Raw genomic sequence first — 20,919 nt, 5'->3', positions numbered from 1 at the left:
AGGGGCGAGCGCAGCGAGTAATCCTCACGGACTACGTGTACTACGGATTGTGCCGCGCTGCCCGTGTCCAGGCTGCCAGCAACAGTATGCCTGATGGAGCAGGCTCTGAGTCAGCGCGCCCAGTGATAAACCTGCCAGCCGCGGTTTAACGCTTCCTTGTGTAACTGTTCGTCAGGGTTGATGACATGGGCATGATCGGCCTGTTCCAGCAGCGGCAGGTCGTTCATCGAATCGCTGTAGGCCCAGGTGCGGTCAAAGGTCTCGTCCTGCTGCAGCGCTTTCCAGTCACCCAGTCGCGTGACTTTGCCCTCTTTATAGGTCATGGTGCCGTAAGTGTTGCCGCTGTAGCGCTCGTTCACGATTTCAACGCCAATCGCCAGCGCGCCGCAAGCACCCAGCTTTTCTGCAATCGGCACCACCAGATGCTCGCCGCTGGCGGAGATGATCATGACCTTGTCGCCACGCGCCCGGTGCCACTCAATCCGCTCGCGGGCTGCAGGATAAACGCGTGGCATGATGTCGCGGTGAATGAAGCGGCGCACCCAGCCTTCAACGGTAAGCGTGGCCATGCCCGCCAGGGGGGAGAGTGTTTTATTCATATACTCTTCAATCGACAGCGTACCGGCATAGTACTGGCTCATTAATGCCTGTTCCTGATCAATCAGTTCACTGGGGGCGAATCCCTGTGATACCAGCCAGCGCAGCCACAGGCTGGTGCTGTCTTCACAAATGAGTGTTTCATCCAGATCAAAAAGGGCTAAGTCCATGGTCGGTCTCCTCGGCTGACTGGCGTTCAGGTTAACTGATATTTGTGACGGGCTTAACTCTTCTGCGAAAAATCGGAATTTCACGCAGTTTTGATAGCGACAGAATCGGGGAAAAGCGGCACGCGCGCGGCACTTATGCCAGGGTTACTCTACTAAACTCTAAAAAACTTTACGATTCGACGGTTTTTTTCGCTGCCGTCAAGGGTTAGCGTTTGAGTGAGAATTTTCTGCCCCTGGAATTTCGATTTAACAAGGACAATCCGGCCAAGCCCATGACAAACACTCGCTTCACATCTCGCCTGCGGCACCTTGCTGCCACTTCATTACTGATTCTTGCCCCCGTCAGCGTTTTTGCTGAGCAGGCTCCCGCCGCGCCAGGCATTGATGCTAAAGCGTGGATTCTGATCGACTACGCCAGCGGTAAGGTGTTAACCGAATCCAGTGCCGATCAGCGCCTCGACCCCGCCAGTCTGACTAAAATGATGACCAGCTATGTTGTGGGTCAGGCGATTAAAGCGGGGAAAATCAAGCCGGATGACCTGGTTACCGTCGGACAGGATGCCTGGGCCACCGGCAACCCTAAGCTGCGCGGCTCGTCGCTGATGTTTCTCAAGCCGGGCGATCGTATTCCGGTGCATGAGCTGAATAAGGGAATCGTGATCCAGTCCGGCAATGACGCCTGTATTGCGCTGGCGGATTATGTGGCGGGCAGTCAGGATTCGTTTATCGGCCTGATGAACAACTACGTGAAGGCGCTGGGACTGCAGAATACCCACTTTATGACGGTACACGGTCTGGATGCAGAAGGGCAGTACAGTACCGCGCGTGACATGGCGCTGATTGCTCAGGCGCTGATCCGCGATGTGCCCGAAGAGTACGCGCTGAATAAAGAGAAAGAGTTCACCTTCAATAATATTCGCCAGATCAACCGCAACCGCCTGTTGTGGAGCACCAATCTCAAGGTTGATGGCGTCAAAACCGGCCACACCTCAGGCGCGGGGAATAACCTGGTCGCTTCAGCAACCGAAGGGGATATGCGTCTGATCTCGGTGGTGCTGGGCACCGCCAGCGATGCGATTCGTTTCCGCGAAAGTGAAAAGCTGCTGACATGGGGCTTCCGTTTCTTTGAAACGGTTACGCCGATTAAAGCGGATGCACCGTTTGCGCAGCAGCGGGTCTGGTTCGGTGATCGCAGCCAGGTCAATCTGGGCGTGGCGAAAGATGCTGCGCTGACCATCCCTAAAGGGCAGATGAAGAATCTGAAGGCGAGTTTCAGACTCACTACGCCGCAGTTGGAAGCCCCGCTGAAGAAGAATCAGGTGGTCGGCACCATTGATTTCCAGCTGGACGGGAAAACGATTGAGCAGCGGCCGCTGGTGGTGATGCAGGATGTGCCGGAAGGCGGGTTCTTCAGCCGGATGATTGATTTCGTGATGATGAAATTCAATGGCTGGTTCGGGAAGTGGTTTTCATAAGTAAGCAGGGACGCAGGCTCGTACTGCGTTGAGCCCGAGCCTGCACAGGGAACAGGGTCAGATCGGAAAGACGCAAAATCCGTCATCCATGACACGCTCGGCCCGCGCCGTCCCTGGCGCGGGACGCTTTCCTCCTCTGACCCTGTTCCCTGCGCTTTAAGCTTATTCGCTGCGGTAAATCCGGGTTTGCCACAGTGCTGGGGACGCTAACGCGTCCCTTTTTTAATCCTGCGTCCAGCCTTTGCGAATCGGCACGGCAAACAGCGACCGATAGAGTGGATTGATTACCGCCAGCATCCGCTCGCCATAGAACTGCCACGCCAGATGCGAAGCCAGACAGCTCAGCAGCCCCACCAGGAACCCCCCCAGCATATCCATTGGCCAGTGAACGCCAAGGTAGACCCGCGACCAGGCAATAGCGCAACCGGCCACCATCAGAACCACACCTGACCAGAGGCGATGCCAGAAGATAAAGGCCAGTGCAAAGGTGAATATTGTGGTGCCGTGATCGCTGGGATAGGAGTCATCGGCGGCGTGATGCAGGAACTGATAACCAAAACCGATAGCGAAAGGACGGGGATGCGGCAACAGCTGGCCCACAGACCAGGAGATCGCCAGCGCATAGATCAGCGCCATACCGGTTTTCAGTACCAGTACCCGCTGCGAAGACACCTGATCGCGCGGTCCCCAGAGCCACATCGCCACGATTAACAGCGGCACAATGGCGATCAGATCTTTGGCAAAAAACGTCGCCAGCTGCAGTAACCAGGCGGGTGAAGCCGGTGTGGCATTAATGGCAGTAAACAGTGAATGGTTCAGCTCTTCCATTTCGGGATAAATTCCTCAGCAGACAGTCCGGTTAACGGCAGCTGGCAGCATCCCGCCAGCCCGGTCCGATAACAGCGGCAAAAAAACGGTCAGCGACAGCACGCTCACCCAATCAGTCAGCACAAATTGCTAACTAAACAGCGGTCTATCCTGCTTTTTACCGTTTTGTTCGTCTATAGAAAGGCTCTTAATCTGCCGTTGAGTTGTGTAACGGTTTAAGTTTTATGACACCTGAAGTTGCGAATCAGGCGGGGAATGACGGGGAGGGACGGAAAAAGGCATAAAAAAACCCGCCGGGAAAAAGACCAGCGGGCTCCACAATTTGGGGATTTCAAAGAAAAGCAGTGGCACTTATTATGACTATCCCTTAACAATAAAGTTCTGGACGCAGGCAAAAAAATTTTATAAGGGCAATATCGGCCAGATAATCACAATCAGCGTTCCCGCCAGCGTCAGCAACACGTTGGCGATGGCATAGGTCCCGGCATAGCCCAGCGCCGGGATATTGCTGCGTGCCGTATCACTGATGATCTCCATGGCCGGTGCGCAGGTACGTGCGCCCATGATGGCGCCAAACAGCAGGGCGCGGTTCATCCGCAACACATAAGCACCAAACAGATAGCAGATGATCACCGGAATCAGGCTGACCAGCAGGCCGCACAGCAGCATCAGCGCACCATCGCTGCTCAGGCCATGATTAATGCCGCTACCGGCACTCAATCCCACTCCCGCCATAAACACCATCAGACCGAACTCTTTCACCATAGTGAGCGCGCCCTGCGGAATATAACCAAAGGTTGGATGGTTGGCGCGCAGGAAGCCGAGCATGATACCGGCGAACAGCAGGCCCGCGGCGTTACCAATACCAAAACTGAAATTGCTGAACTGGAAGGTGATCAGACCAATCATCAGACCCACGATAAAGAAGGCGCAGAAGGCTAAGAGATCGGTCATCTGACTGTGAATCGCGATAAAGCCAATGCGATCCGCCACGCTTTTCACTCGTCGTGCCTCGCCGCTGACCTGCAGCACATCACCTTTGTTCAGCATGATACTGTCGTCGATCGGCATCTCAATCTGACTGCGTATCACCCGGTTCAGGAAGCAGCCGTGATCGGTGAGGTTTAACTTGCTGAGGCGTTTGTTTACCGCATTGTGGTTTTTCACCACGATCTCTTCAGTGACGATGCGCATATCCAGCAGGTCGCGGTCAAAAACCTCTTTGCCGTTGCGGAAGCTGGGGTCGAGCCGGGCGTGAGCATCGGGATAGCCCACCAGCGAGATATCATCACCGAGCTGTAACACCGCATCGCCATCGGGACTGGCGAGAATACCGTTGCGGCGGATGCGCTCAATGTAGCAACCGGTCTGACGATAGATACCCAGTTCGCGCAGGTTTTTGCCGCCGCTCCATGCCACCAGTTCCGGACCGACGCGATAGGCGCGGATCACCGGCAGGAAAACTTTGCGCTGGCTGTCCGCATCCAGACCGCGCTCCCGGGCGATCTGCTGGGCGCAGGTGGGCAGATCCTGATGTTGCAGACGGGGCAGATAACGTGCGCCGAAAATCAGACTGACCAGGCCTATCAGATAGGTCACGGCATAACCGAGGCTCAGCTGATCCTGCATCAGTCCAAGCTGCTTCGGATCGCTGATGCTTTGCCGCAGGGTATCGCCCGCCCCGACCAGCACCGGCGTTGAGGTCATCGACCCGGCCAGCATGCCGGCGGTGAGACCGATATCCCAGCCAAAGAGTTTGCCCAGTCCCAGCGCCAGCAACAGTGCGCTGACCACCATGACGATGGCGAGCATGAAATAGTTTTTGCCGTCGCGAAAGAAAATGGAAAAAAAGTTGGGACCGGCTTCGACGCCGACACAAAAAATAAACAGCATAAAGCCCAGACTCAATGCATCGGTATTGATCGTAAAGTGCTGCTGGCCTAATAAGAGCGAAACCACTAATACGCCAATCGAATTTCCCAGCTGAACCGAGCCCAGACGCAACTTACCCAGACAGAGGCCGAGCGCTAAAACGACAAACAATAACAAAATGTCATTTCCGCTTAACAATCCTGCGACGTTAATATTCACTGTTTAACTTCTTGTTTACATGTAACCTATTGAAGAGTAGCCTGTTTTTCGCTATCGTGAGCAGGCCGTTGAGGTGCTGTTGCTTCAGTACTGCAAATGGAACCTTTACCGCGGCGCTATTCTAATCACAAATATCTTTCACAGCCATTGGCTGTTTTCATTCGTTGCCACAGCGAACTGTTTCTTTTTATTTCCATCTGAACGCATCAGGGTTATCAGCAGGTTATTGTCGGGGTTACTTTTAATCAGTGGGGTGGTATGCCGCAGCGTTCTTATCTCTGGACTACCCGCCTGTGCGGCGTGGTGTTGTACAGTCTGGTGTTTGTCTTTACCTGTCATTTCTGGCAGGTCGGTCCCGGCCCGCTTCGTGGTCAGCCCGAATTACTGCTCTTTATGTTGCCCGGTATTGTGATGGCATTGGTGCAGGTGGAGAGCCCGTTAAAAAGCACCCTGCTGATGGGATTATGGGGAACGTTACTGGCAGCACTGCTGTTAAACAGCAGCCTGTTTATCCACAGCAACGCACTCTTTGTGGTCGCATGGAGCCTTAGCGCGCTGTTCTGGGCAGGCTGCGGGGCTTTGCTGGTGCGGTTGATGCAGATAGTGATGGCCTCACTCAATTAAACAGTGCCGGGTGACGGGTGTCAGGCAGAGCGCAAAAAGGCGAGACAGGAAAATCCTGGCTCGCCTTTTTCATTCCGGGTATCAGCGCTTACGCGGCAAATCCCAGATTCTCTTTGGTCCAGGCCGCAAACTCGGTGTAGCCACCGATATGTTTTTCGTCGACGAAAATCTGTGGCACGGTGCTGACCGGTTTACCGGCGCTCGCTTCCAGGTCGGCTTTAGTAATGCCTTCTGCGTTAATATCGACATACTGGTAGCTAAAATCATCACGTTCAGCGGTTAGTTTGTCGGCCAGTTCATGGGCACGCACACAGTAGGGACAGCCCGGACGACCAAAAATAACAGCAATCATTGAGAACTCCTTGCAGCGACTATTATGTGATGTGTATCACACAATGAAACAGAGAATGGCAACCATGATGCCCGCTCGTATCGCTTAAGGAAAGCAGGATTTGCCTGTTAGTCTGATGCCCGCACGCTATCGCTGCCCGGTCAGGAAGCCTCTGAATCAGAGGCTTTTTCGCGCCGGCAGCCCGTGTATCTCGCGCAATTTTTGGGTTGTTGACCATAATTGACGCTCAGTCAGCCGCTAAGGCAGGAGGATATCATGCAGAGTGTAGCCAGATTACCCCGGTTTGTGGTGGTGCTGGAGGCGGCTGGCGGCCTGTTAATCGTGGCCGCGCTGCTGCTGATCAACCACTGGCTTCCGCTGCCAGACAAGGCGGATGTAAAAACGCTGGCCACTGTGCTGTTTATTGCTGGCGTGGTTCTGATGCTACCTGCTGCCTGGCTGTTAATGTGGCGCACCGCGAAAGCGATAGCACCACAGCTGTTTAATCAAACTGACAAAAAAAGATAATATTGCTGGAGACTTTATGACACCGACCATTGATTTACTGTGCAGCCATCGTTCAATCCGCGCTTTTACTGACCAGCCGGTCAGCGAAGCACAGCGTGGAGCGATTATTACTGCGGCGCAATCGGCGTCCACATCCAGTTTTTTACAGTGTTCTTCCATTATCCGTATCACCGACAAAGCCCTGCGCGACAAGCTGGTGACGCTGACGGGCGGACAGACCTGGGTCGCGGATGCGCCTGAGTTCTGGATCTTCTGCGCTGACTTTAATCGCCACCTGCAGATTTGCCCTGATGCGCAGCTGGGTCGTGCCGAGCAGTTGCTGCTGGGCTGCGTCGATACCGCGCTGATGGGTCAGAATGCCATGGTCGCAGCGGAATCGCTGGATCTGGGCGGCGTCTTTATCGGCGGAATCCGTAACAGTATCGTGGAAGTAACCGAACTGCTGGGCCTGCCGAAATTTGTTCTGCCGTTGTTTGGTTTTTGCCTGGGCCATCCGGAGTCAAAGCCGGACGTCAAACCGCGTATGCCGCACGCGATGCTGGTGCATGAGAACCGCTATCAGCCGCTGGATCCGGCGGTACTGGCCGAATACGATAGCCGCACAGAGCTCTATTATCAGCAGCGCGGCAGCAACCAGCGCAGCGAAACCTGGAGTGAGCTGATCCAGCGCCTGATCATTAAAGAGACGCGTCCGTTTATGCTCGATTATCTGCATCAGCAGGGCTGGGCCACGCGTTAAGCCAGTAAGGGAGAGCAGCGATGAAGATAGCTATCCTGTCACGTGATGAGACGCTCTACTCCAGTCGGCGACTGCGTGAGGAGGCCGCCGCGCGCGGCCACCAGGTTCAGATCATCGATCCGCTCTCCTGCTATATGAATATTAATCCCGCCTCACCGGCGGTTCACTACTGTGGTGAACCGCTGGGCCATTTTGATGCGGTTATCCCGCGCATCGGCAACCCTATTACCTTTTATGGCACGGCCGTGCTGCGACAGTTTGAGATGTGCGGCAGCTATCCGCTGAATGAGTCCGCCGCCATTACCCGCACCCGTGACAAATTGCGCTCGCTGCAGCTGCTGGCACGGGAAGGCATCGACATGCCGGTCACCGGCTTTGCCTCCTCACCCGATGACACCGCTGATCTGATTGCCCTTGTCGGCGGTGCGCCGCTGGTGGTCAAGCTGGTGGAGGGCACCCAGGGCATTGGCGTGGTGCTGGCGGAGACACGGCAGGCGGCAGAAAGCGTTATCGATGCCTTTCGCGGCCTGAATGCCCATATTCTGGTGCAGGAGTTTATTAAAGAAGCGCAGGGTCGTGATGTTCGCTGTCTGGTGATTGGCAATCAGGTGGTGGCAGCGATTGAGCGGGTGGCGAAAGAGGGCGACTTCCGCTCTAATCTGCATCGCGGCGGCAAAGCTTATCCGGTCGTCATTACGCAACAGGAGCGGCAGATCGCCGTGAAAGCGGCGGCTACGCTCGGGCTGGAAGTGGCGGGCGTCGATATTCTGCGCGCCCATCGCGGCCCGCTGGTGATGGAAGTTAACGCCTCGCCCGGTCTTGAAGGCATTGAAACCAGCAGTGACCTTAACATCGCCGCCCTGATGATCGAGCGGATTGAGCAGCAGGCCATCCCCGGGCTCCGTCCTAAAACCGCTGGCTGACACGCGCTTTTCAGCGGTTTTCATGGCATCGTCGCGCATTTTTCCGTAAGCTAAGTCGCCTGTTTATCACCCCACTGGGATTTTACGATGGATTCTCTTGTCGTTCCGGATATCGACCTGCTGCGTCGCTGGCTGGATCAGCAAAATATCACCTGGTTCGAATGCGATGCCTGTCAGGCACTTCATCTGCCGCACATGCAAAACTTCGATGGGGTGTTTGACGCCAAAATCGATCTGGTCGACAACGTCATTCTGTTTTCGGCGCTGGCTGAAGTGAAGCCGACGGCGCTGATTCCACTGGTTGGCGATTTGTCGCAGATCAATGCCAGTTCGCTGACGGTGAAAGCATTTATCGACATTCAGGATGATAATCTGCCGAAACTCATTGTCTGTCAGTCAATGATTACCACCGCCGGGTTAACCTTTGGTCAGTTCTCGCACTTTATGAAACAGAGTGAAGAGCAGATCTCCATGGTGATCCTGGAAGCCTTTGCCAACAATCTGTTGATCGTGGGCGAAGAAGAAGAGCACGTTCCGGTGACCAGCGTTCATTCTGTGCTGCACTAAGCCCGACATGGTCACACACTAAGCCGTCCCTGAGACGGCTTTTTTATGCCCGCCATCCGCTGCCGCGATAATTTTTTATTCTGCATTTTGCCCTTTAACGCCAGATATTAGTCGTGGTTTATGCCATCAAAGCCGAACCTCATAGCTCAAACATGCATAAAATATCGCTTTCAGGCGTTTTTTACGCTGGGGTCTGGTGAAGCCTGACCGGGGGGGCTATGCTTGCGGGGCTGTAACAGGCGCGTAACTGCGCCTCAGCTATAGGTTTTTGCTATTAAACTCCCGCTGAATAATGATTCATTGTGTCACTGACGTCTTGTACAGAACGCAATGCAGGGATCTCTGGTTTGCAGCGTTGTAATGACCCGCTCAGGAGGATGGAAAAATATGTTCAACTCACGTCAGAAATGGCTGTCAGCTGTGGTAGCTGCTGCGCTGATGGCCGCATCGGCCAGCAGCATGGCGGAAGATAAAACGCTGCACGTCTACAACTGGTCCGATTATATTTCGCCAGATACCGTGCCGAACTTTGAAAAGCAGTCCGGCATCAAAGTGGTCTACGATGTGTTTGACTCCAACGAAGTCCTGGAAGGCAAACTGATGGCGGGCAGCACCGGCTATGATGTGGTGGTGCCATCCTCCAGCTTCCTGGCGCGTCAGCTGCAGTCCGGGGTATTCCAGCCTCTGGATAAGAGCAAACTGCCTAACTACAAAAACCTCGATCCGGCGCTGATGGAAAAAGTGGCGCAGCACGATCCGGGTAATAAATATGCCATTCCTTATCTGTGGGGCACCACCGGTATCGGCTACAACGTCGACAAGGTCAAGGCCGCCCTGGGCGCCGATGCGCCGGTCAACAGCTGGGATCTGGTGCTGAAGCCGGAAAACCTGGAGAAGCTGAAAAGCTGCGGCGTCTCCTTCCTGGATGCGCCAGAAGAGATTTTCGCCACGGTGCTCAACTACCTGGGCAAAGATCCTAACACCTCTGATGCTAAAGAGTATTCGGGCGCGGCCACTGACCTGCTGCTGAAACTGCGTCCGAATATCCGCTACTTCCATTCGTCGCAGTACATCAACGATCTGGCCAACGGTAATATCTGCGTCGCCATTGGCTGGTCGGGCGATATTCTGCAGGCGAAAAACCGTGCTGATGCGGCGAAAAATGGCGTGCATCTGGGCTACAGCGTACCGAAAGAGGGCGCACTGGCCTTCTTCGATATGATGGCGATCCCGAAAGATGCGAAAAACCTCGATGGTGCTTACGCCTGGCTGAACTACATCATGGATCCGAAAGTGATCGCCGATGTCTCCAACAAAATGAACTACGCCAACGGCAACAAAGCGTCGCTGCCGCTGATCAATGCCGACGTCCGCAACAACCCGGGTATCTTCCCGACGCCAGAAGCGATGTCGAAATTGTTTGTGCTGAAAGTCCAGGATCCTAAACTGGATCGTGTGCGTACGCGCGCATGGACTAAAGTAAAAAGTGGTAAGTAATTCGTCCTTAACGGATTGACCTGTCATGTATCAGCAACAGAGGCGCGGTGTCGGCCTCTGTTGTGCCATTTTTAGCGGCAAATTTTGTCGCCATGTTCCGCCTGGCTCCGGAGAGAACCTTTGTGAACGATGCCATTCCCCGTCCTCAAAATAAAACCGCAAAGGCGTTAACGCCACTGCTGGAAATTCGCAATCTGACCAAATCCTTTGACGGGCAACACGCCGTGGATGATGTCAGCCTGACTATTTATAAAGGTGAGATCTTTGCCCTGCTGGGCGCATCGGGCTGTGGTAAATCAACGCTGCTGCGCATGCTGGCCGGTTTTGAGCCGCCAACCAGCGGGCAGATTGTGCTGGATGGCCAGGATCTGTCCCACGTTGCTCCCTATCAGCGCCCGATCAACATGATGTTCCAGTCCTACGCGCTGTTTCCCCACATGACGGTGGAGCAGAATATCGCCTTTGGTCTGAAACAGGATCGGCTGCCGAAAGGGGAGATCACCAGCCGGGTAGCAGAGATGCTGGCGCTGGTGCATATGCAGGAGTTTGCTAAACGCAAACCGCACCAGCTCTCCGGTGGTCAGCGTCAGCGTGTGGCGCTGGCCCGCAGCCTGGCGAAACGGCCAAAACTGCTGCTGCTGGATGAGCCGATGGGGGCACTGGACAAGAAGCTGCGCGACAGAATGCAGCTGGAAGTGGTCGATATTCTGGAGCGTGTTGGCGCTACCTGCGTGATGGTGACGCACGATCAGGAAGAGGCGATGACCATGGCGGGCCGTATCGCGATTATGAATCGCGGCAAGTTCGTGCAGATTGGCGAGCCGGAGGAGATCTACGAGCATCCTACCAGCCGCTACAGCGCGGAATTTATCGGTTCGGTTAACGTCTTCGAAGGCTTACTGCGTGAACGTCAGGCGGATGGCCTGGTGATCGACAGTCCCGGCCTGATGCATCCGCTGAAAGTCGACTCCGATGTCTCGGTGGTGGATAACGTTCCGGTCCATGTCGCACTGCGCCCGGAAAAAGTGATGTTGTGCGATGAGGTGCCTGCCGATGGCTGTAACTTTGCGGTGGGTGAAGTGGTCCACATCGCCTATCTCGGCGACCTCTCTATCTTCCATGTCCGTCTGCACAGCGGACAGATGATCAGCGCACAGTTGCAAAACGCACATCGCTACCGCAAAGGGTTGCCGACCTGGGGTGATGAAGTCCGCCTCTGCTGGGAATGCGACAGCTGCGTGGTGTTGACGGTTTAAGGAGCGGCTATGAGCCAGATTTTCCAACGCGCCAAAGCGCCTGCCCGACTGGTCGGCACGCCGCTGCAACGCTGGGCCACGCGGATAAAAATGCAGCATGGCCGCAAGCTGGTGATCGCCTTGCCTTATGTCTGGCTGGTGCTGTTGTTTCTGCTGCCGTTTCTGACGGTGCTGAAGATCAGCTTCGCGGACATTGCGCGTGCGATTCCCCCCTACACCGAGCTGGTGAGCTGGGCTGATGACCAGTTCAGCATTGTGCTCAATTTCGGCAACTACCTGACGCTGACCGACGATCCGCTCTACGTCGATGCCTATCTGCAGTCGCTGAAAGTGGCGGCGATCTCCACGGTGATCTGTCTGCTGATTGGCTACCCGCTTGCCTGGGCCGTGGCGCACAGCAAGCCATCCATGCGCACCATTCTGCTGCTGCTGGTGATCCTGCCGTCGTGGACCTCATTTCTGGTGCGCGTCTACGCCTGGATGGGGCTGCTTAACAACAACGGTATCCTGAACCGGTTCCTGCTGTGGCTGGGTGTGATCGATCATCCGCTGGTGATCCTCTACACCAATACAGCGGTCTATATCGGTATCGTCTACTGCTATCTGCCGTTTATGGTGCTGCCAATCTACACCGCGCTGACCCGCATTGATTACTCGCTGGTGGAAGCCTCACTGGATCTGGGTGCGCGTCCGCTGAAGACCTTTTTCAGCGTGATTGTCCCGCTGACAAAAGGGGGCATTATCGCCGGATCGATGCTGGTGTTTATCCCGGCGGTGGGGGAGTACGTGATCCCTGAACTGCTGGGTGGCCCGGACAGCATCATGATTGGCCGCATCCTGTGGCAGGAGTTCTTTAACAACCGCGACTGGCCGGTGGCCTCTGCGCTGGCGGTCATCATTCTGCTGATCCTGATTCTGCCGATCATCTGGTTCCACAAGCATCAAAACCGTGAAATGGGAGAGAAGGCATGAATAATTTGCCAACCATTCGCTCACCCTGGCGTACCGGTATTCTGGTCTGCTGCTTCCTGTTCCTCTATGCGCCGATGCTGTTGCTGGTGGTTTACTCCTTCAACAGTTCACCGCTGGTGACGGTGTGGGAGAGCTTCTCGTTCCACTGGTACAGGGTGCTCTTCCAGGACAGCGCGATGATTGACGCCGTGCTGCTGAGTCTGAGCATTGCCGGTCTCTCCGCCACCATGGCGGTGGTGCTGGGCACGCTGGCGGCGGTAATTATCGTGCGCTTTGGTCGCTTCCGTGGCCACAACGGTTTTGCCTTTATGCTAACCGCGCCGCTGGTGATGCCCGACGTCATCACCGGACTGTCGCTGCTGCTGCTGTTTGTGGCAATGGGCAACGCCTTTGGCTGGCCGAGCGAACGCGGCATGCTGACCATCTGGCTGGCCCACGTCACCTTCTGTACCGCCTATGTGGCCGTGGTGATTAACTCGCGTCTGCGTGAGCTGGACCGCTCCATCGAAGAGGCGGCGATGGATTTAGGCGCAACGCCGCTGAAAGTCTTTTTTGTGATTACCGTGCCCATGATTGCACCGGCTATTGTGACCGGCTGGCTGCTGGCGTTTACCCTGTCACTCGACGATCTGGTGATCGCCAGCTTTGTGACCGGGCCGGGTGCCACCACATTGCCGATGGCGATCTTCGCCACCGTGCGACGCGGCGTTAACCCGGAAATCAATGCGCTGGCTTCATTGATCCTGTTTGTGGTCGGTTTAGTGGGTTTTATCGCCTGGCGGGTGATGGCACACGAAGAAAAACAACGTTTAAGCGATATTCAGAAAGCTAAACGTGGCTGAAATCCGTAACCTTTGCCACTATATGAACGGGCCGGTCTGACCGGCCCGTTTTTCGATCAGGTGGAGTCACGGACTATGTCAGAAATCTTCAAAAGCAGTGCCACGCTTTCAATCGCGCCGGTTCCGGTGACGGTTGCGGGCATTGCTATTATTGCGACCCGCTGCCTGAGCGTCCTGATGCTGGCAAACGAGCTGGGTTACAGTGAACTCGCCAACTTTGTTCACCGCAGCGCCCAGTCCTGGGACGCGACACTCATCTTTGTCGCCAGCCAGCTGATCTTCCTGTTCGAACTGCGCTGCGCCTTTACCCTGATGCGCGGCAGTAACCGTGGACGCTGGGGCTATGTGGCGACGCAGGTGATTGTGCTCAGCTATATGCTGGTCGCCTCGCTGGGCTGGATCTACCCCGAGATTTTCAGCATTGATGGCGACAATAACGTCCAGATTGTCCACCATACCCTGTCGCAGAAAATCCCCGATCTGCTGGTGCTCCTGCTGCTGTTTCTGCCTGCCAGCAGCCGCGCTTTTTTCAGGAAGCGATGATACAATCGCGCTCCGCCCGACCCCATCGTTAAGGCTTTACCATGCACTGCGCGCTTTATGACGCTAACCGTTGCCGCTCCTGTCAGTGGCTGGAAAAACCCTATCCCACTCAGCTGAACGACAAACAGTCGATGCTGGAACAGTTACTGGCTGAGCAGCCGGTCGCTGCCTGGTTGCCGCCGGTCACCTCACCGCAGCAGGCATTTCGTAATAAAGCCAAAATGGTGGTGAGTGGCAGCGTAGAGCGTCCGGTGCTGGGATTAATCCATCGTGATGGTGAAGCTGTGGATCTGTGCGATTGTCCGCTCTATCCCGCCAGCTTCCAGCCGGTTTTTGCTGCACTTAAGCCCTTTATCGCCCGTGCCGGACTGACGCCCTATAACGTGGCGCGCAAACGCGGCGAACTCAAATTCCTGCTGATAACCGAAAGCCAGCAGGGCGGCGTGATGCTGCGCTTTGTCCTGCGTTCAACCGCGAAACTGGAACAGCTGCGCGCCGCATTGCCGTGGCTGCAACAGCAACTGCCGCAGCTGGCGGTGATCTCTGCCAATATTCAGCCGGTGCATATGGCGATTCTGGAGGGGGAAGAGGAGATTGCGCTGACGCCCGCGCAGTCGCTGGCAGAGAACTTCAACGGCGTGCCGCTGTGGATCCGCCCGCAAAGCTTCTTCCAGACCAACCCGCAGGTTGCCAGCGCACTCTATGCCACCGCGCGCGACTGGGTCAGGGCGCTGCCGGTCAACAGCATGTGGGATCTCTTCTGCGGCGTGGGCGGTTTTGGTCTGCACTGCGCGACAGCGGAGATGGAACTGACGGGCATTGAGATCAGCGCCGAGGCGATAAAATGCGCCCAACGTTCCGCTGAGATGCTGGGGCTGGAAAAAGTGCAGTTTGCGGCGCTGGATTCTACGGCGTTTGCGACCGGACGCGATGCGGTGCCGCAGCTGGTGCTGGTTAATCCACCGCGTCGTGGGATTGGTGAGGCGCTGTGTAACTATCTCAGCCAGATGGCTCCGGATTATCTGCTCTATTCAAGCTGCAATCCGCAGACCATGGCGCAGGATATTGCCCGACTGAGCGCCTATGAGGTGACGAAGGTGCAACTGTTCGATATGTTTCCCCACACCGCCCATTTTGAAGTGCTGACGCTGTTAACCCGCCGTCAGCACGAGTCCGGGAAAGCATCGTCAGAGGTAGCCTCAGCCGGTAATCACTCCGGGAACCACTTCTGATTAAGCTGCTGCCAGCTGCCGTTGGCTTTCAGTTCGTTCAGTGCCTGATTGAACTGATCGCGAAGCGCCGTATTGCCTTTACGCACGGCAATGCCGAGACCGGTGCCAAAGTAGTCCGCATCCGTAACATGTTCACCGACAGTGGCGAGATCCGCATTGGTCTTCAGCCACTGATTCACCACCGCGCTGTCGCCAAATACGCCATCCAGCCGGCCACTTTTCATATCCAGAATCGCATTCTGATAGCTGTCATAGGCCACCACTTTCACTTCCGGATGCTTATCCTGCAGGTACTTCTGGTGAGTGGTGCCGTTTTCCACGCCGATGCGTTTGCCCTTAAGCTCAGCAAAGCTGCTGAACTGGCCTTTACGGGCGATCACGATGGCGGAGTTAGCGTAATAAGGCTGGGTAAAATCGACCTGCTTGCTGCGCTCAGTGGTGATATCCATGCCGGAAATCACCGCGTCATAGCGGCGGAACTTCAGTGACGGGATCAGGCTGTCGAAGGCATTGTTGGTAAAGGTACACTCCGCTTTCATCTGCTGGCACAGCGCTTTGGCCAGATCGATATCGAATCCCACCAGGTTATTTTCCCGATCCAGGGATTCAAACGGCGGATAAGTCGCTGAAGCGGCGAAGCGAATCTTTTCCGCTGCCTGGGCGGTAAGTGCCAGTGAAGCCAGCGCAGCGGCAACAATCCATTTTTTCATTTTATGATTCCTGTGATGTGGTCAGCCAGAGAAGGCGATACCCTGCCATAAAATGCATTTTTATGCAATTAGTGTGATTTTTCAGGCGAAAAGGGCGAGGAGCCTCGCCCGGATATCAGTTACGTCGTTCGAAGGCCAGAGCGCGCTTTTCGATCAGCCGCATCATCAGCGTCAGCAAACCGTTAACGCAGAGATAAACCAGACCCGCCGCGGCATAGACCGTGATGTCGTAGGTGCGGCCATAGAGCAACTGGCCGTGGCCCATGACTTCCATCAGGGTGATGGTGTAGGCCAGCGAGGTGCCTTTGAACACCAGCACCACTTCATTGGAGTAGGAGGAGAGGGCGCGTTTAAATGCATATGGCAGCAGAATGCGCAGCGTATCTTTGCGGCTCATGCCGAGCGCGGCACACGATTGCCACTGTCCGGAAGGAATCGCACGCACCGCACCGTAAAACAGCTGCGTGGTGTAAGCCGCGCTGTTCAGCGACAGCGCCAGCATCGCGCACAGCCAGGGCTGCGACAGTAAATGCCACAGCCAGGGGATCTGCTGGATCGAGGGAAACTGTCCCGGACCGTAATAGATCAGGAAGATCTGCACCAGCAGCGGTGTGCCGGTAAACAGTGTAATAAAGCCTTTGACCAGCGGGTTGAACATCGGCGTTTTCAGCGACAGCACCACGGTGAAGAGCAGCGCCAGCAGCAGGGCCACGACCAGCGATGCTGCCGTCAGCGTCAGGCTGGTATGCAACCCTTTCAGGAGTTCAGGCAGATAGGCCAGCATTAGCTGTTCCCCCGTTCAAAGCGGGTGGTGCGCAGTTCGATGCGGCGTAACACCGCCTGGCTGAACAGCGTGATCACTAAGTAGATAGCGGCCGCCACCAGGAACCAGGTAAACGGCTCCTGCGTGCGGGTGGCAATACTTTTGGTTTGCAGCATCAGATCGTTGACGCTAATCAGCGAGACCAGCGCGGTATCTTTCAGCAGCACCAGCCACTGATTGCCCAGACCGGGCAGGGCGTGACGCCACATCTGCGGCATAATCAGCCGGAGAAAGATGGCCGATTTTTTCATGCCCAGCGCCTGACCCGACTCCCACTGACCCATCGGCACCGCTTTCAGCGCGCCGCGCAGCGTCTGCGAGGCGTAGGCGGCATAGAGCATCGCCAGCGCTATCACACCGCACAGGAACGGACTGACGTCGAAGTTTTCAATTTCTACCTGTATCGGTAACTGAAACAGGCCGAAATTCAGGGTGAAGCCGTCAGAGAGGGTGAGCAGCAGCTGTGAAGCGCCAAAATAGATAAACAGCACCACCAGAATTTCCGGCAGGCCACGGATCAGCGTTACCAGGCCGGTGCCAATCCACGCCAGCGGTTTCAGGCGCAGTGACTCCCAGCCAGCGAAAATCATCGCCAGCACCAGGCCAGCGATGAGAGCACAAACAGCAAGGCCGACGGTCATGCCGGCGGCGCTTGCGAGGGTCATCATTTCATTCATCAGAGATTACTGCTGGAACCATTTGCTGTAGATGGTTTTGTACGTGCCGTCTGCTTTGATCTTATCCAGCGCGCCATTGAATTTGGTCTGCAGCTCGGTGTTACCGGTACGTACCGCAATGCCCAGGCCGGTACCAAAGTAGGCTTTGTCCGTGACTTTCTCACCAACGGCAGCCAGCGCGGCATTCTGCTTCAGCCATTCGTTGACGACTGCGGTGTCACCGAACACAGCATCAATACGGCCATTTTTCAGATCCAGCACCGCATTCTGATAGCTGTCGTAAGGAACGGTGGTGATCTCGCTGTGTTTCTCAGTCAGGTATTTCTGATGCGTGGTGCCGTTCTGGACGCCAACCCGCTTGCCTTTCAGCGCTTCCACGCTGGCAACTTTGCCTTTCTGGGCAACAAACAGCGCGGAGTTGTCGTAGTAAGGCTTGGTGAACAGGACCTGTTTTTCACGATCTGGTGTGATATCCATGCCCGCCATCACCGCATCAAAACGACGGAATTTCAGGCTCGGGATCAGGCTGTCGAACGCCTGATTGGTGAAGGTGCAGGTCGCGTCAATCTCTTTACACAGCGCATTGGCCAGATCGACATCAAAGCCCTGAATCTTGTTGTCCGCATCCACAAACTCAAAAGGAGGATAAGAGGCTTCGGTCGCAAAACGAATCGTCTGTGCCGCCGTAGCGCTCAGGCTAAAACCAGCAAGCAGTGCAGCAAGTACCATTTTTTTCATTTTTAGCATCCTGACTTAGTGCGAAAGATAGTGAGCAAACGCCTCGGTTTGCGGCTGTGTAAAGCGGCTGGCATCGCCCTGTTCCACAATGTGACCGTTCTCCATATAGACGACGCGGCTGGCCGTTTTACGTGCCACCTCCACTTCATGGGTCACAATCACCTGGGTAATGCGGGTCTGGGCCAGTTCGCGAATGATACTGACAATCTGTGCGGTAATTTCAGGGTCCAGCGCGGCAGTCGGCTCATCGAACAGCAGCACCTGCGGCTCCATCATCAGCGCACGGGCAATCGCCACACGCTGCTGCTGACCACCGGAGAGATGCAGCGGAAAGCGATCGCTGTAGGGCGTCAGGCGCAGCCGGTCAAGCAGCTTGTCGGCGCGGGCGCGGGCGTCACTTTTGCTGAGGCCCAGTACCCGGCAGGGCGCTTCAATCAGATTCTGCAGCACGGTAAGATGCGGCCAGAGATTGTACTGCTGAAACACCATACCGACGTTCTGACGCAGTTCGCGAATCGCAGCATCGGAGGGTTTCTGGCTGAAGTCGAACTGATTGCCGGCAATCTGCAACTGACCTGAACGGGGTTGCTCCAGCAGGTTAAGCACCCGCAGCAGCGAACTCTTACCCGCACCGCTGGGACCCAGCAGTACCAGGGTCTCGCCTTGCGGACACTCAAGGTTAATGTCAAACAGCGCCTGATGAGCACCGTAGAAGCAGTTTATTGCGTTTAGTTGAATACTCATGCGCCAGATTTGAATAGCTATTAGTGTCGCGGATTTTAACGTCACCAGAATAGTTATGCAAATAAGGTGGGTTAAAATTTGTAAAACAGCAGGCTAACCGCAAAAGCTTAGCACAATATCATGCACTGCCTGGGGCAGCGCGCTGCAGCGGGACGGACGGCGGAAATAAAAAAAGCGCAGCGCCCGGGGGCGACTGCGCTTCTGTGAACGGTTAAGCCTGAGGTTATTTTTTCGATTTCTCAAGCATCTGGCTCAGGCTGCCACCCTCTGCATGCGCAGGGTTGGCCATGTAGCGCACATCATCCACCACCCAGCAACTGCCCTGATGGATCATCAGCACTTCATCCTGCCACTGCTTGCCGTCGCGGCTCAGATCGACCCGCAGCGGGATGTTGCGTGCATCGCGGTTCGGAATGGTGGAGGCATCAGCGACGCTGGCGGCGGTTGGACCCTGTGACAGACTGGAGAAGAGATCGCCATTGCGCCACTGTGCGCCTGCATTGCTGCCGCTGGCCGCCTGCAATGAGTGGTACAGCGCATCACTCAGGTAAGGGCGATATTTTGCCAGGGTGTTGCTGTCGGGCAGACCCTGCGTAGGCTGTTCGATACGCAGGTCGTAAAACTGCTGGGCCACCTGGTCAGGACCGCCTTCAATGCACGGTGCGGTACGTGGGCCATTATCCTTAATCACTGGCTCAACGGTGGTACAGGCGCTGAGCAGCAGGGCTGCCGGGATCATTAGCGCAAACGCGTTGTTTCTCATCTCGATTTCCTTATGGTTCTCTGGCAAGGTGCCCTTTTTAGCATAGAGTATAGCCGTGCTTTTTAGTCGAAAGAGCCTTAGCCCGGTTTTCAACAAGGAGAATGCGATGAAATTTTCAACAACCCCCACGCTGGAAGGTCACAGCATCAGCGAATATTGTGGCGTCGTCACCGGTGAAGCGATTCTGGGTGCCAACATCTTCCGTGACTTTTTCGCTGGCATCCGTGATGTGGTCGGTGGCCGCTCCGGTGCTTACGAGAAAGAGCTGCGTAAAGCGCGAGAGATCGCGTTTGAAGAGCTGGAGGAGCAGGCAAAAGCGCTGGGCGCCAACGCAGTAGTCGGTATCGATATTGATTACGAAACGGTCGGCAAAGATGGCAGCATGCTGATGGTGAGCGTCAGCGGCACGGCGGTGATCATTCGTTGAAACGGGGGCTGTGGCTGATACTGGCGCTGCTGCTGGCGGGCTGCCAGTCCGGGATAGAATCCCGTGACGGCTACTGGGCCGATGTGCGGCATCCGGCGCAGGGCGCGCGACCGCGGGTGAAGGTGATTGTGATCCACTACACCGCCGAAGATTTTTCTTCGTCGCTGGCGACCCTGACCGATCGGGAAGTCAGCGCCCACTATCTGATCCCCCGCCAGCCGCCACAGCGCGCCGGGAAAGGCGTTATCTGGCAACTGGTGCCGGAGCAGCAGCTCGCCTGGCATGCCGGTCCAAGCTTCTGGCGCGGAGCCAGCCGCATCAATGACACATCGATTGGTATCGAACTGGTGAACCAGGGTTATCGCCGGACCCTGACAGGTCTTGAATGGCAGCCATTTACCGCTGCGCAGATCACCACGCTGGAGGCGCTGCTGCGCGATATTGCACAGCGCTACGGCATCGCACCGGAAAATATTGTCGGTCACAGTGATATCGCGCCGCAGCGTAAGCAGGATCCCGGCCCACTCTTTCCGTGGCATCAGCTGGCCCAGCGCGGAATGGGTGCCTGGCCCGATGCCGGACGAGTGCAGTTTCATTTAGCGGGTCAGGATCCGCACGCGGTGGTACCCGTGGAGCCACTACTGGAACGTTTACAGCGCTATGGCTATCCGGTGACGGCAGAGATGAGCGCGCGTGAACAGCAGAGGGTAATCGCCGCGTTTCAGATGCATTTCCGGCCTGCGGATTATCGCGGGCAGCCCGATGCAGAAACCGCCGCGATAGCTGCCGCGCTACTGGATAAATATGGCGCGGCGCAATAGC

At 55.9% G+C, this 20,919-nt stretch carries 24 protein-coding genes; 14 read left to right on the top strand and 10 right to left on the bottom strand.

From position 1 onward, the window contains the following. Window positions 1–110: 110 nt before the first annotated feature. Entirely contained in the window at window positions 111–767 is a 657-nt protein-coding gene (locus ACO6VX_RS08205; RefSeq protein ID WP_187494353.1) for an HAD family hydrolase, read from the bottom strand. A 272-nt stretch (window positions 768–1,039) separates the two neighbouring features. Between ACO6VX_RS08205 and ACO6VX_RS08200 the strand changes: the two genes are divergently transcribed. After that, window positions 1,040–2,242 (top strand): serine hydrolase, encoded by a 1,203-nt coding sequence (locus tag ACO6VX_RS08200; protein WP_010254406.1) that lies wholly within the window; start codon window positions 1,040–1,042, stop codon window positions 2,240–2,242. A 222-nt stretch (window positions 2,243–2,464) separates the two neighbouring features. Here ACO6VX_RS08200 and ybjG read toward each other — a convergent pair whose 3' ends face one another. Further along, window positions 2,465–3,070 (bottom strand): undecaprenyl-diphosphate phosphatase, encoded by a 606-nt coding sequence (gene ybjG / locus ACO6VX_RS08195; RefSeq protein WP_010254408.1) that lies wholly within the window; start codon window positions 3,068–3,070, stop codon window positions 2,465–2,467. A gap of 402 nt (window positions 3,071–3,472) precedes the next feature. Beyond that, window positions 3,473–5,161 carry an aspartate:alanine antiporter gene (locus tag ACO6VX_RS08190; protein ID WP_010254410.1) on the bottom strand — a complete coding sequence of 563 codons (1,689 nt, stop codon included), beginning with the start codon at window positions 5,159–5,161 and terminating at the stop codon, window positions 3,473–3,475. Window positions 5,162–5,419: 258 nt separating this feature from the next. Here ACO6VX_RS08190 and ybjM point away from each other — a divergent pair, with 258 nt between their 5' ends. After that, window positions 5,420–5,785, top strand: coding sequence for an inner membrane protein YbjM (ybjM, locus tag ACO6VX_RS08185; RefSeq protein WP_010254412.1), 366 nt, complete (start codon window positions 5,420–5,422; stop codon window positions 5,783–5,785). Window positions 5,786–5,873: 88 nt separating this feature from the next. Here ybjM and ACO6VX_RS08180 read toward each other — a convergent pair whose 3' ends face one another. Continuing rightward, window positions 5,874–6,137, bottom strand: a complete 264-nt coding sequence (locus ACO6VX_RS08180) for a GrxA family glutaredoxin (RefSeq protein WP_010254413.1) — start codon at window positions 6,135–6,137, stop codon at window positions 5,874–5,876. Between the two features lie 255 nt (window positions 6,138–6,392). On the opposite strand from ACO6VX_RS08180, the gene ACO6VX_RS08175 reads away from it, so the two are divergent. The 10 genes from ACO6VX_RS08175 to rlmC all read left to right on the top strand — a co-directional run bounded on the left by ACO6VX_RS08175 (window position 6,393) and on the right by rlmC (window position 15,215). Beyond that, window positions 6,393–6,644 (top strand): DUF1418 family protein, encoded by a 252-nt coding sequence (locus ACO6VX_RS08175; RefSeq protein ID WP_010254414.1) that lies wholly within the window; start codon window positions 6,393–6,395, stop codon window positions 6,642–6,644. A 16-nt stretch (window positions 6,645–6,660) separates the two neighbouring features. Further along, window positions 6,661–7,383, top strand: a complete 723-nt coding sequence (gene nfsA / locus ACO6VX_RS08170; RefSeq protein WP_422458065.1) for an oxygen-insensitive NADPH nitroreductase — start codon at window positions 6,661–6,663, stop codon at window positions 7,381–7,383. A 20-nt stretch (window positions 7,384–7,403) separates the two neighbouring features. Next, window positions 7,404–8,306: a 30S ribosomal protein S6--L-glutamate ligase gene (gene rimK, locus ACO6VX_RS08165; protein ID WP_010254416.1), complete on the top strand. Its 903-nt coding sequence runs from the start codon at window positions 7,404–7,406 to the stop codon at window positions 8,304–8,306. Between the two features lie 87 nt (window positions 8,307–8,393). Beyond that, the gene (locus tag ACO6VX_RS08160; protein WP_022625960.1) at window positions 8,394–8,873 is read left to right on the top strand and encodes a YbjN domain-containing protein; all 480 of its coding nucleotides are present in this window, start codon (window positions 8,394–8,396) and stop codon (window positions 8,871–8,873) included. A gap of 387 nt (window positions 8,874–9,260) precedes the next feature. Continuing rightward, window positions 9,261–10,370 carry a spermidine/putrescine ABC transporter substrate-binding protein PotF gene (gene potF, locus ACO6VX_RS08155; protein ID WP_010254418.1) on the top strand — a complete coding sequence of 370 codons (1,110 nt, stop codon included), beginning with the start codon at window positions 9,261–9,263 and terminating at the stop codon, window positions 10,368–10,370. Window positions 10,371–10,492: 122 nt separating this feature from the next. Further along, complete coding sequence (potG, locus tag ACO6VX_RS08150; RefSeq protein ID WP_010254420.1) at window positions 10,493–11,626, top strand: putrescine ABC transporter ATP-binding subunit PotG; 1,134 nt, start codon at window positions 10,493–10,495, stop codon at window positions 11,624–11,626. Window positions 11,627–11,635: 9 nt separating this feature from the next. Beyond that, a complete protein-coding gene (potH, locus tag ACO6VX_RS08145) occupies window positions 11,636–12,598 on the top strand; it encodes a putrescine ABC transporter permease PotH (RefSeq protein ID WP_010254421.1) in 963 nt (320 codons plus the stop codon). Then, window positions 12,595–13,440 (top strand): putrescine ABC transporter permease PotI, encoded by an 846-nt coding sequence (gene potI / locus ACO6VX_RS08140; RefSeq protein ID WP_010254422.1) that lies wholly within the window; start codon window positions 12,595–12,597, stop codon window positions 13,438–13,440. Before potH ends, potI begins: the two co-directional genes overlap by 4 nt. A gap of 75 nt (window positions 13,441–13,515) precedes the next feature. After that, complete coding sequence (locus ACO6VX_RS08135; protein WP_422458064.1) at window positions 13,516–13,983, top strand: YbjO family protein; 468 nt, start codon at window positions 13,516–13,518, stop codon at window positions 13,981–13,983. Between the two features lie 41 nt (window positions 13,984–14,024). Then, the gene (rlmC, locus tag ACO6VX_RS08130) at window positions 14,025–15,215 is read left to right on the top strand and encodes a 23S rRNA (uracil(747)-C(5))-methyltransferase RlmC (protein WP_346448785.1); all 1,191 of its coding nucleotides are present in this window, start codon (window positions 14,025–14,027) and stop codon (window positions 15,213–15,215) included. Here rlmC and ACO6VX_RS08125 read toward each other — a convergent pair. The 6 genes from ACO6VX_RS08125 to ACO6VX_RS08100 all read right to left on the bottom strand — a co-directional run bounded on the left by ACO6VX_RS08125 (window position 15,194) and on the right by ACO6VX_RS08100 (window position 19,670). Beyond that, the gene (locus tag ACO6VX_RS08125) at window positions 15,194–15,925 is read right to left on the bottom strand and encodes an arginine ABC transporter substrate-binding protein (RefSeq protein ID WP_010254425.1); all 732 of its coding nucleotides are present in this window, start codon (window positions 15,923–15,925) and stop codon (window positions 15,194–15,196) included. The genes rlmC and ACO6VX_RS08125 overlap by 22 nt on opposite strands. 115 nt (window positions 15,926–16,040) lie before the next feature. After that, window positions 16,041–16,709, bottom strand: coding sequence for an arginine ABC transporter permease ArtM (gene artM, locus ACO6VX_RS08120; RefSeq protein ID WP_422458063.1), 669 nt, complete (start codon window positions 16,707–16,709; stop codon window positions 16,041–16,043). Beyond that, window positions 16,709–17,425, bottom strand: a complete 717-nt coding sequence (gene artQ, locus ACO6VX_RS08115; RefSeq protein WP_010254430.1) for an arginine ABC transporter permease ArtQ — start codon at window positions 17,423–17,425, stop codon at window positions 16,709–16,711. Before artQ ends, artM begins: the two co-directional genes overlap by 1 nt. A 6-nt stretch (window positions 17,426–17,431) precedes the next feature. Further along, window positions 17,432–18,163 carry an arginine ABC transporter substrate-binding protein gene (gene artJ / locus ACO6VX_RS08110; RefSeq protein ID WP_010669747.1) on the bottom strand — a complete coding sequence of 244 codons (732 nt, stop codon included), beginning with the start codon at window positions 18,161–18,163 and terminating at the stop codon, window positions 17,432–17,434. Window positions 18,164–18,178: 15 nt separating this feature from the next. After that, window positions 18,179–18,907 (bottom strand): arginine ABC transporter ATP-binding protein ArtP, encoded by a 729-nt coding sequence (gene artP, locus ACO6VX_RS08105; RefSeq protein WP_010254433.1) that lies wholly within the window; start codon window positions 18,905–18,907, stop codon window positions 18,179–18,181. Between the two features lie 223 nt (window positions 18,908–19,130). Then, the gene (locus ACO6VX_RS08100; RefSeq protein WP_010254434.1) at window positions 19,131–19,670 is read right to left on the bottom strand and encodes a lipoprotein; all 540 of its coding nucleotides are present in this window, start codon (window positions 19,668–19,670) and stop codon (window positions 19,131–19,133) included. 106 nt (window positions 19,671–19,776) lie between these two features. On the opposite strand from ACO6VX_RS08100, the gene ACO6VX_RS08095 reads away from it, so the two are divergent. Further along, window positions 19,777–20,097 carry a heavy metal-binding domain-containing protein gene (locus tag ACO6VX_RS08095; protein ID WP_003849304.1) on the top strand — a complete coding sequence of 107 codons (321 nt, stop codon included), beginning with the start codon at window positions 19,777–19,779 and terminating at the stop codon, window positions 20,095–20,097. Further along, window positions 20,094–20,918, top strand: a complete 825-nt coding sequence (locus tag ACO6VX_RS08090) for an N-acetylmuramoyl-L-alanine amidase (RefSeq protein ID WP_033785523.1) — start codon at window positions 20,094–20,096, stop codon at window positions 20,916–20,918. Before ACO6VX_RS08095 ends, ACO6VX_RS08090 begins: the two co-directional genes overlap by 4 nt. The last annotated feature ends 1 nt before the right edge of the window (window position 20,919 follow it).

The sequence above is a fragment of the Pantoea sp. BJFS-204 genome (genome assembly GCF_049310725.1).
GTDB classification, from domain to species: domain Bacteria; phylum Pseudomonadota; class Gammaproteobacteria; order Enterobacterales; family Enterobacteriaceae; genus Pantoea; species Pantoea agglomerans.
The sequence above is the reverse complement of the archived record's forward strand: the minus strand, read 5'-3'. Positions and strand labels throughout refer to the sequence as shown.

Bases quoted from the DNA above. Each gene is read 5' to 3' on its own strand.
- ACO6VX_RS08205 (WP_187494353.1), bottom strand. From the start codon at position 767: ATGGACTTAGCCCTTTTTGATCTGGATGAAACACTCATTTGTGAAGAC.
- ACO6VX_RS08200 (WP_010254406.1), top strand. From the start codon at position 1,040: ATGACAAACACTCGCTTCACATCTCGCCTGCGGCACCTTGCTGCCACT.
- ybjG (WP_010254408.1), bottom strand. From the start codon at position 3,070: ATGGAAGAGCTGAACCATTCACTGTTTACTGCCATTAATGCCACACCG.
- ybjM (WP_010254412.1), top strand. From the start codon at position 5,420: ATGCCGCAGCGTTCTTATCTCTGGACTACCCGCCTGTGCGGCGTGGTG.
- ACO6VX_RS08180 (WP_010254413.1), bottom strand. From the start codon at position 6,137: ATGATTGCTGTTATTTTTGGTCGTCCGGGCTGTCCCTACTGTGTGCGT.
- ACO6VX_RS08175 (WP_010254414.1), top strand. From the start codon at position 6,393: ATGCAGAGTGTAGCCAGATTACCCCGGTTTGTGGTGGTGCTGGAGGCG.
- nfsA (WP_422458065.1), top strand. From the start codon at position 6,661: ATGACACCGACCATTGATTTACTGTGCAGCCATCGTTCAATCCGCGCT.
- rimK (WP_010254416.1), top strand. From the start codon at position 7,404: ATGAAGATAGCTATCCTGTCACGTGATGAGACGCTCTACTCCAGTCGG.
- ACO6VX_RS08160 (WP_022625960.1), top strand. From the start codon at position 8,394: ATGGATTCTCTTGTCGTTCCGGATATCGACCTGCTGCGTCGCTGGCTG.
- potF (WP_010254418.1), top strand. From the start codon at position 9,261: ATGTTCAACTCACGTCAGAAATGGCTGTCAGCTGTGGTAGCTGCTGCG.
- potH (WP_010254421.1), top strand. From the start codon at position 11,636: ATGAGCCAGATTTTCCAACGCGCCAAAGCGCCTGCCCGACTGGTCGGC.
- potI (WP_010254422.1), top strand. From the start codon at position 12,595: ATGAATAATTTGCCAACCATTCGCTCACCCTGGCGTACCGGTATTCTG.
- ACO6VX_RS08135 (WP_422458064.1), top strand. From the start codon at position 13,516: ATGTCAGAAATCTTCAAAAGCAGTGCCACGCTTTCAATCGCGCCGGTT.
- rlmC (WP_346448785.1), top strand. From the start codon at position 14,025: ATGCACTGCGCGCTTTATGACGCTAACCGTTGCCGCTCCTGTCAGTGG.
- ACO6VX_RS08125 (WP_010254425.1), bottom strand. From the start codon at position 15,925: ATGAAAAAATGGATTGTTGCCGCTGCGCTGGCTTCACTGGCACTTACC.
- artM (WP_422458063.1), bottom strand. From the start codon at position 16,709: ATGCTGGCCTATCTGCCTGAACTCCTGAAAGGGTTGCATACCAGCCTG.
- artQ (WP_010254430.1), bottom strand. From the start codon at position 17,425: ATGAATGAAATGATGACCCTCGCAAGCGCCGCCGGCATGACCGTCGGC.
- artJ (WP_010669747.1), bottom strand. From the start codon at position 18,163: ATGAAAAAAATGGTACTTGCTGCACTGCTTGCTGGTTTTAGCCTGAGC.
- artP (WP_010254433.1), bottom strand. From the start codon at position 18,907: ATGAGTATTCAACTAAACGCAATAAACTGCTTCTACGGTGCTCATCAG.
- ACO6VX_RS08100 (WP_010254434.1), bottom strand. From the start codon at position 19,670: ATGAGAAACAACGCGTTTGCGCTAATGATCCCGGCAGCCCTGCTGCTC.
- ACO6VX_RS08095 (WP_003849304.1), top strand. From the start codon at position 19,777: ATGAAATTTTCAACAACCCCCACGCTGGAAGGTCACAGCATCAGCGAA.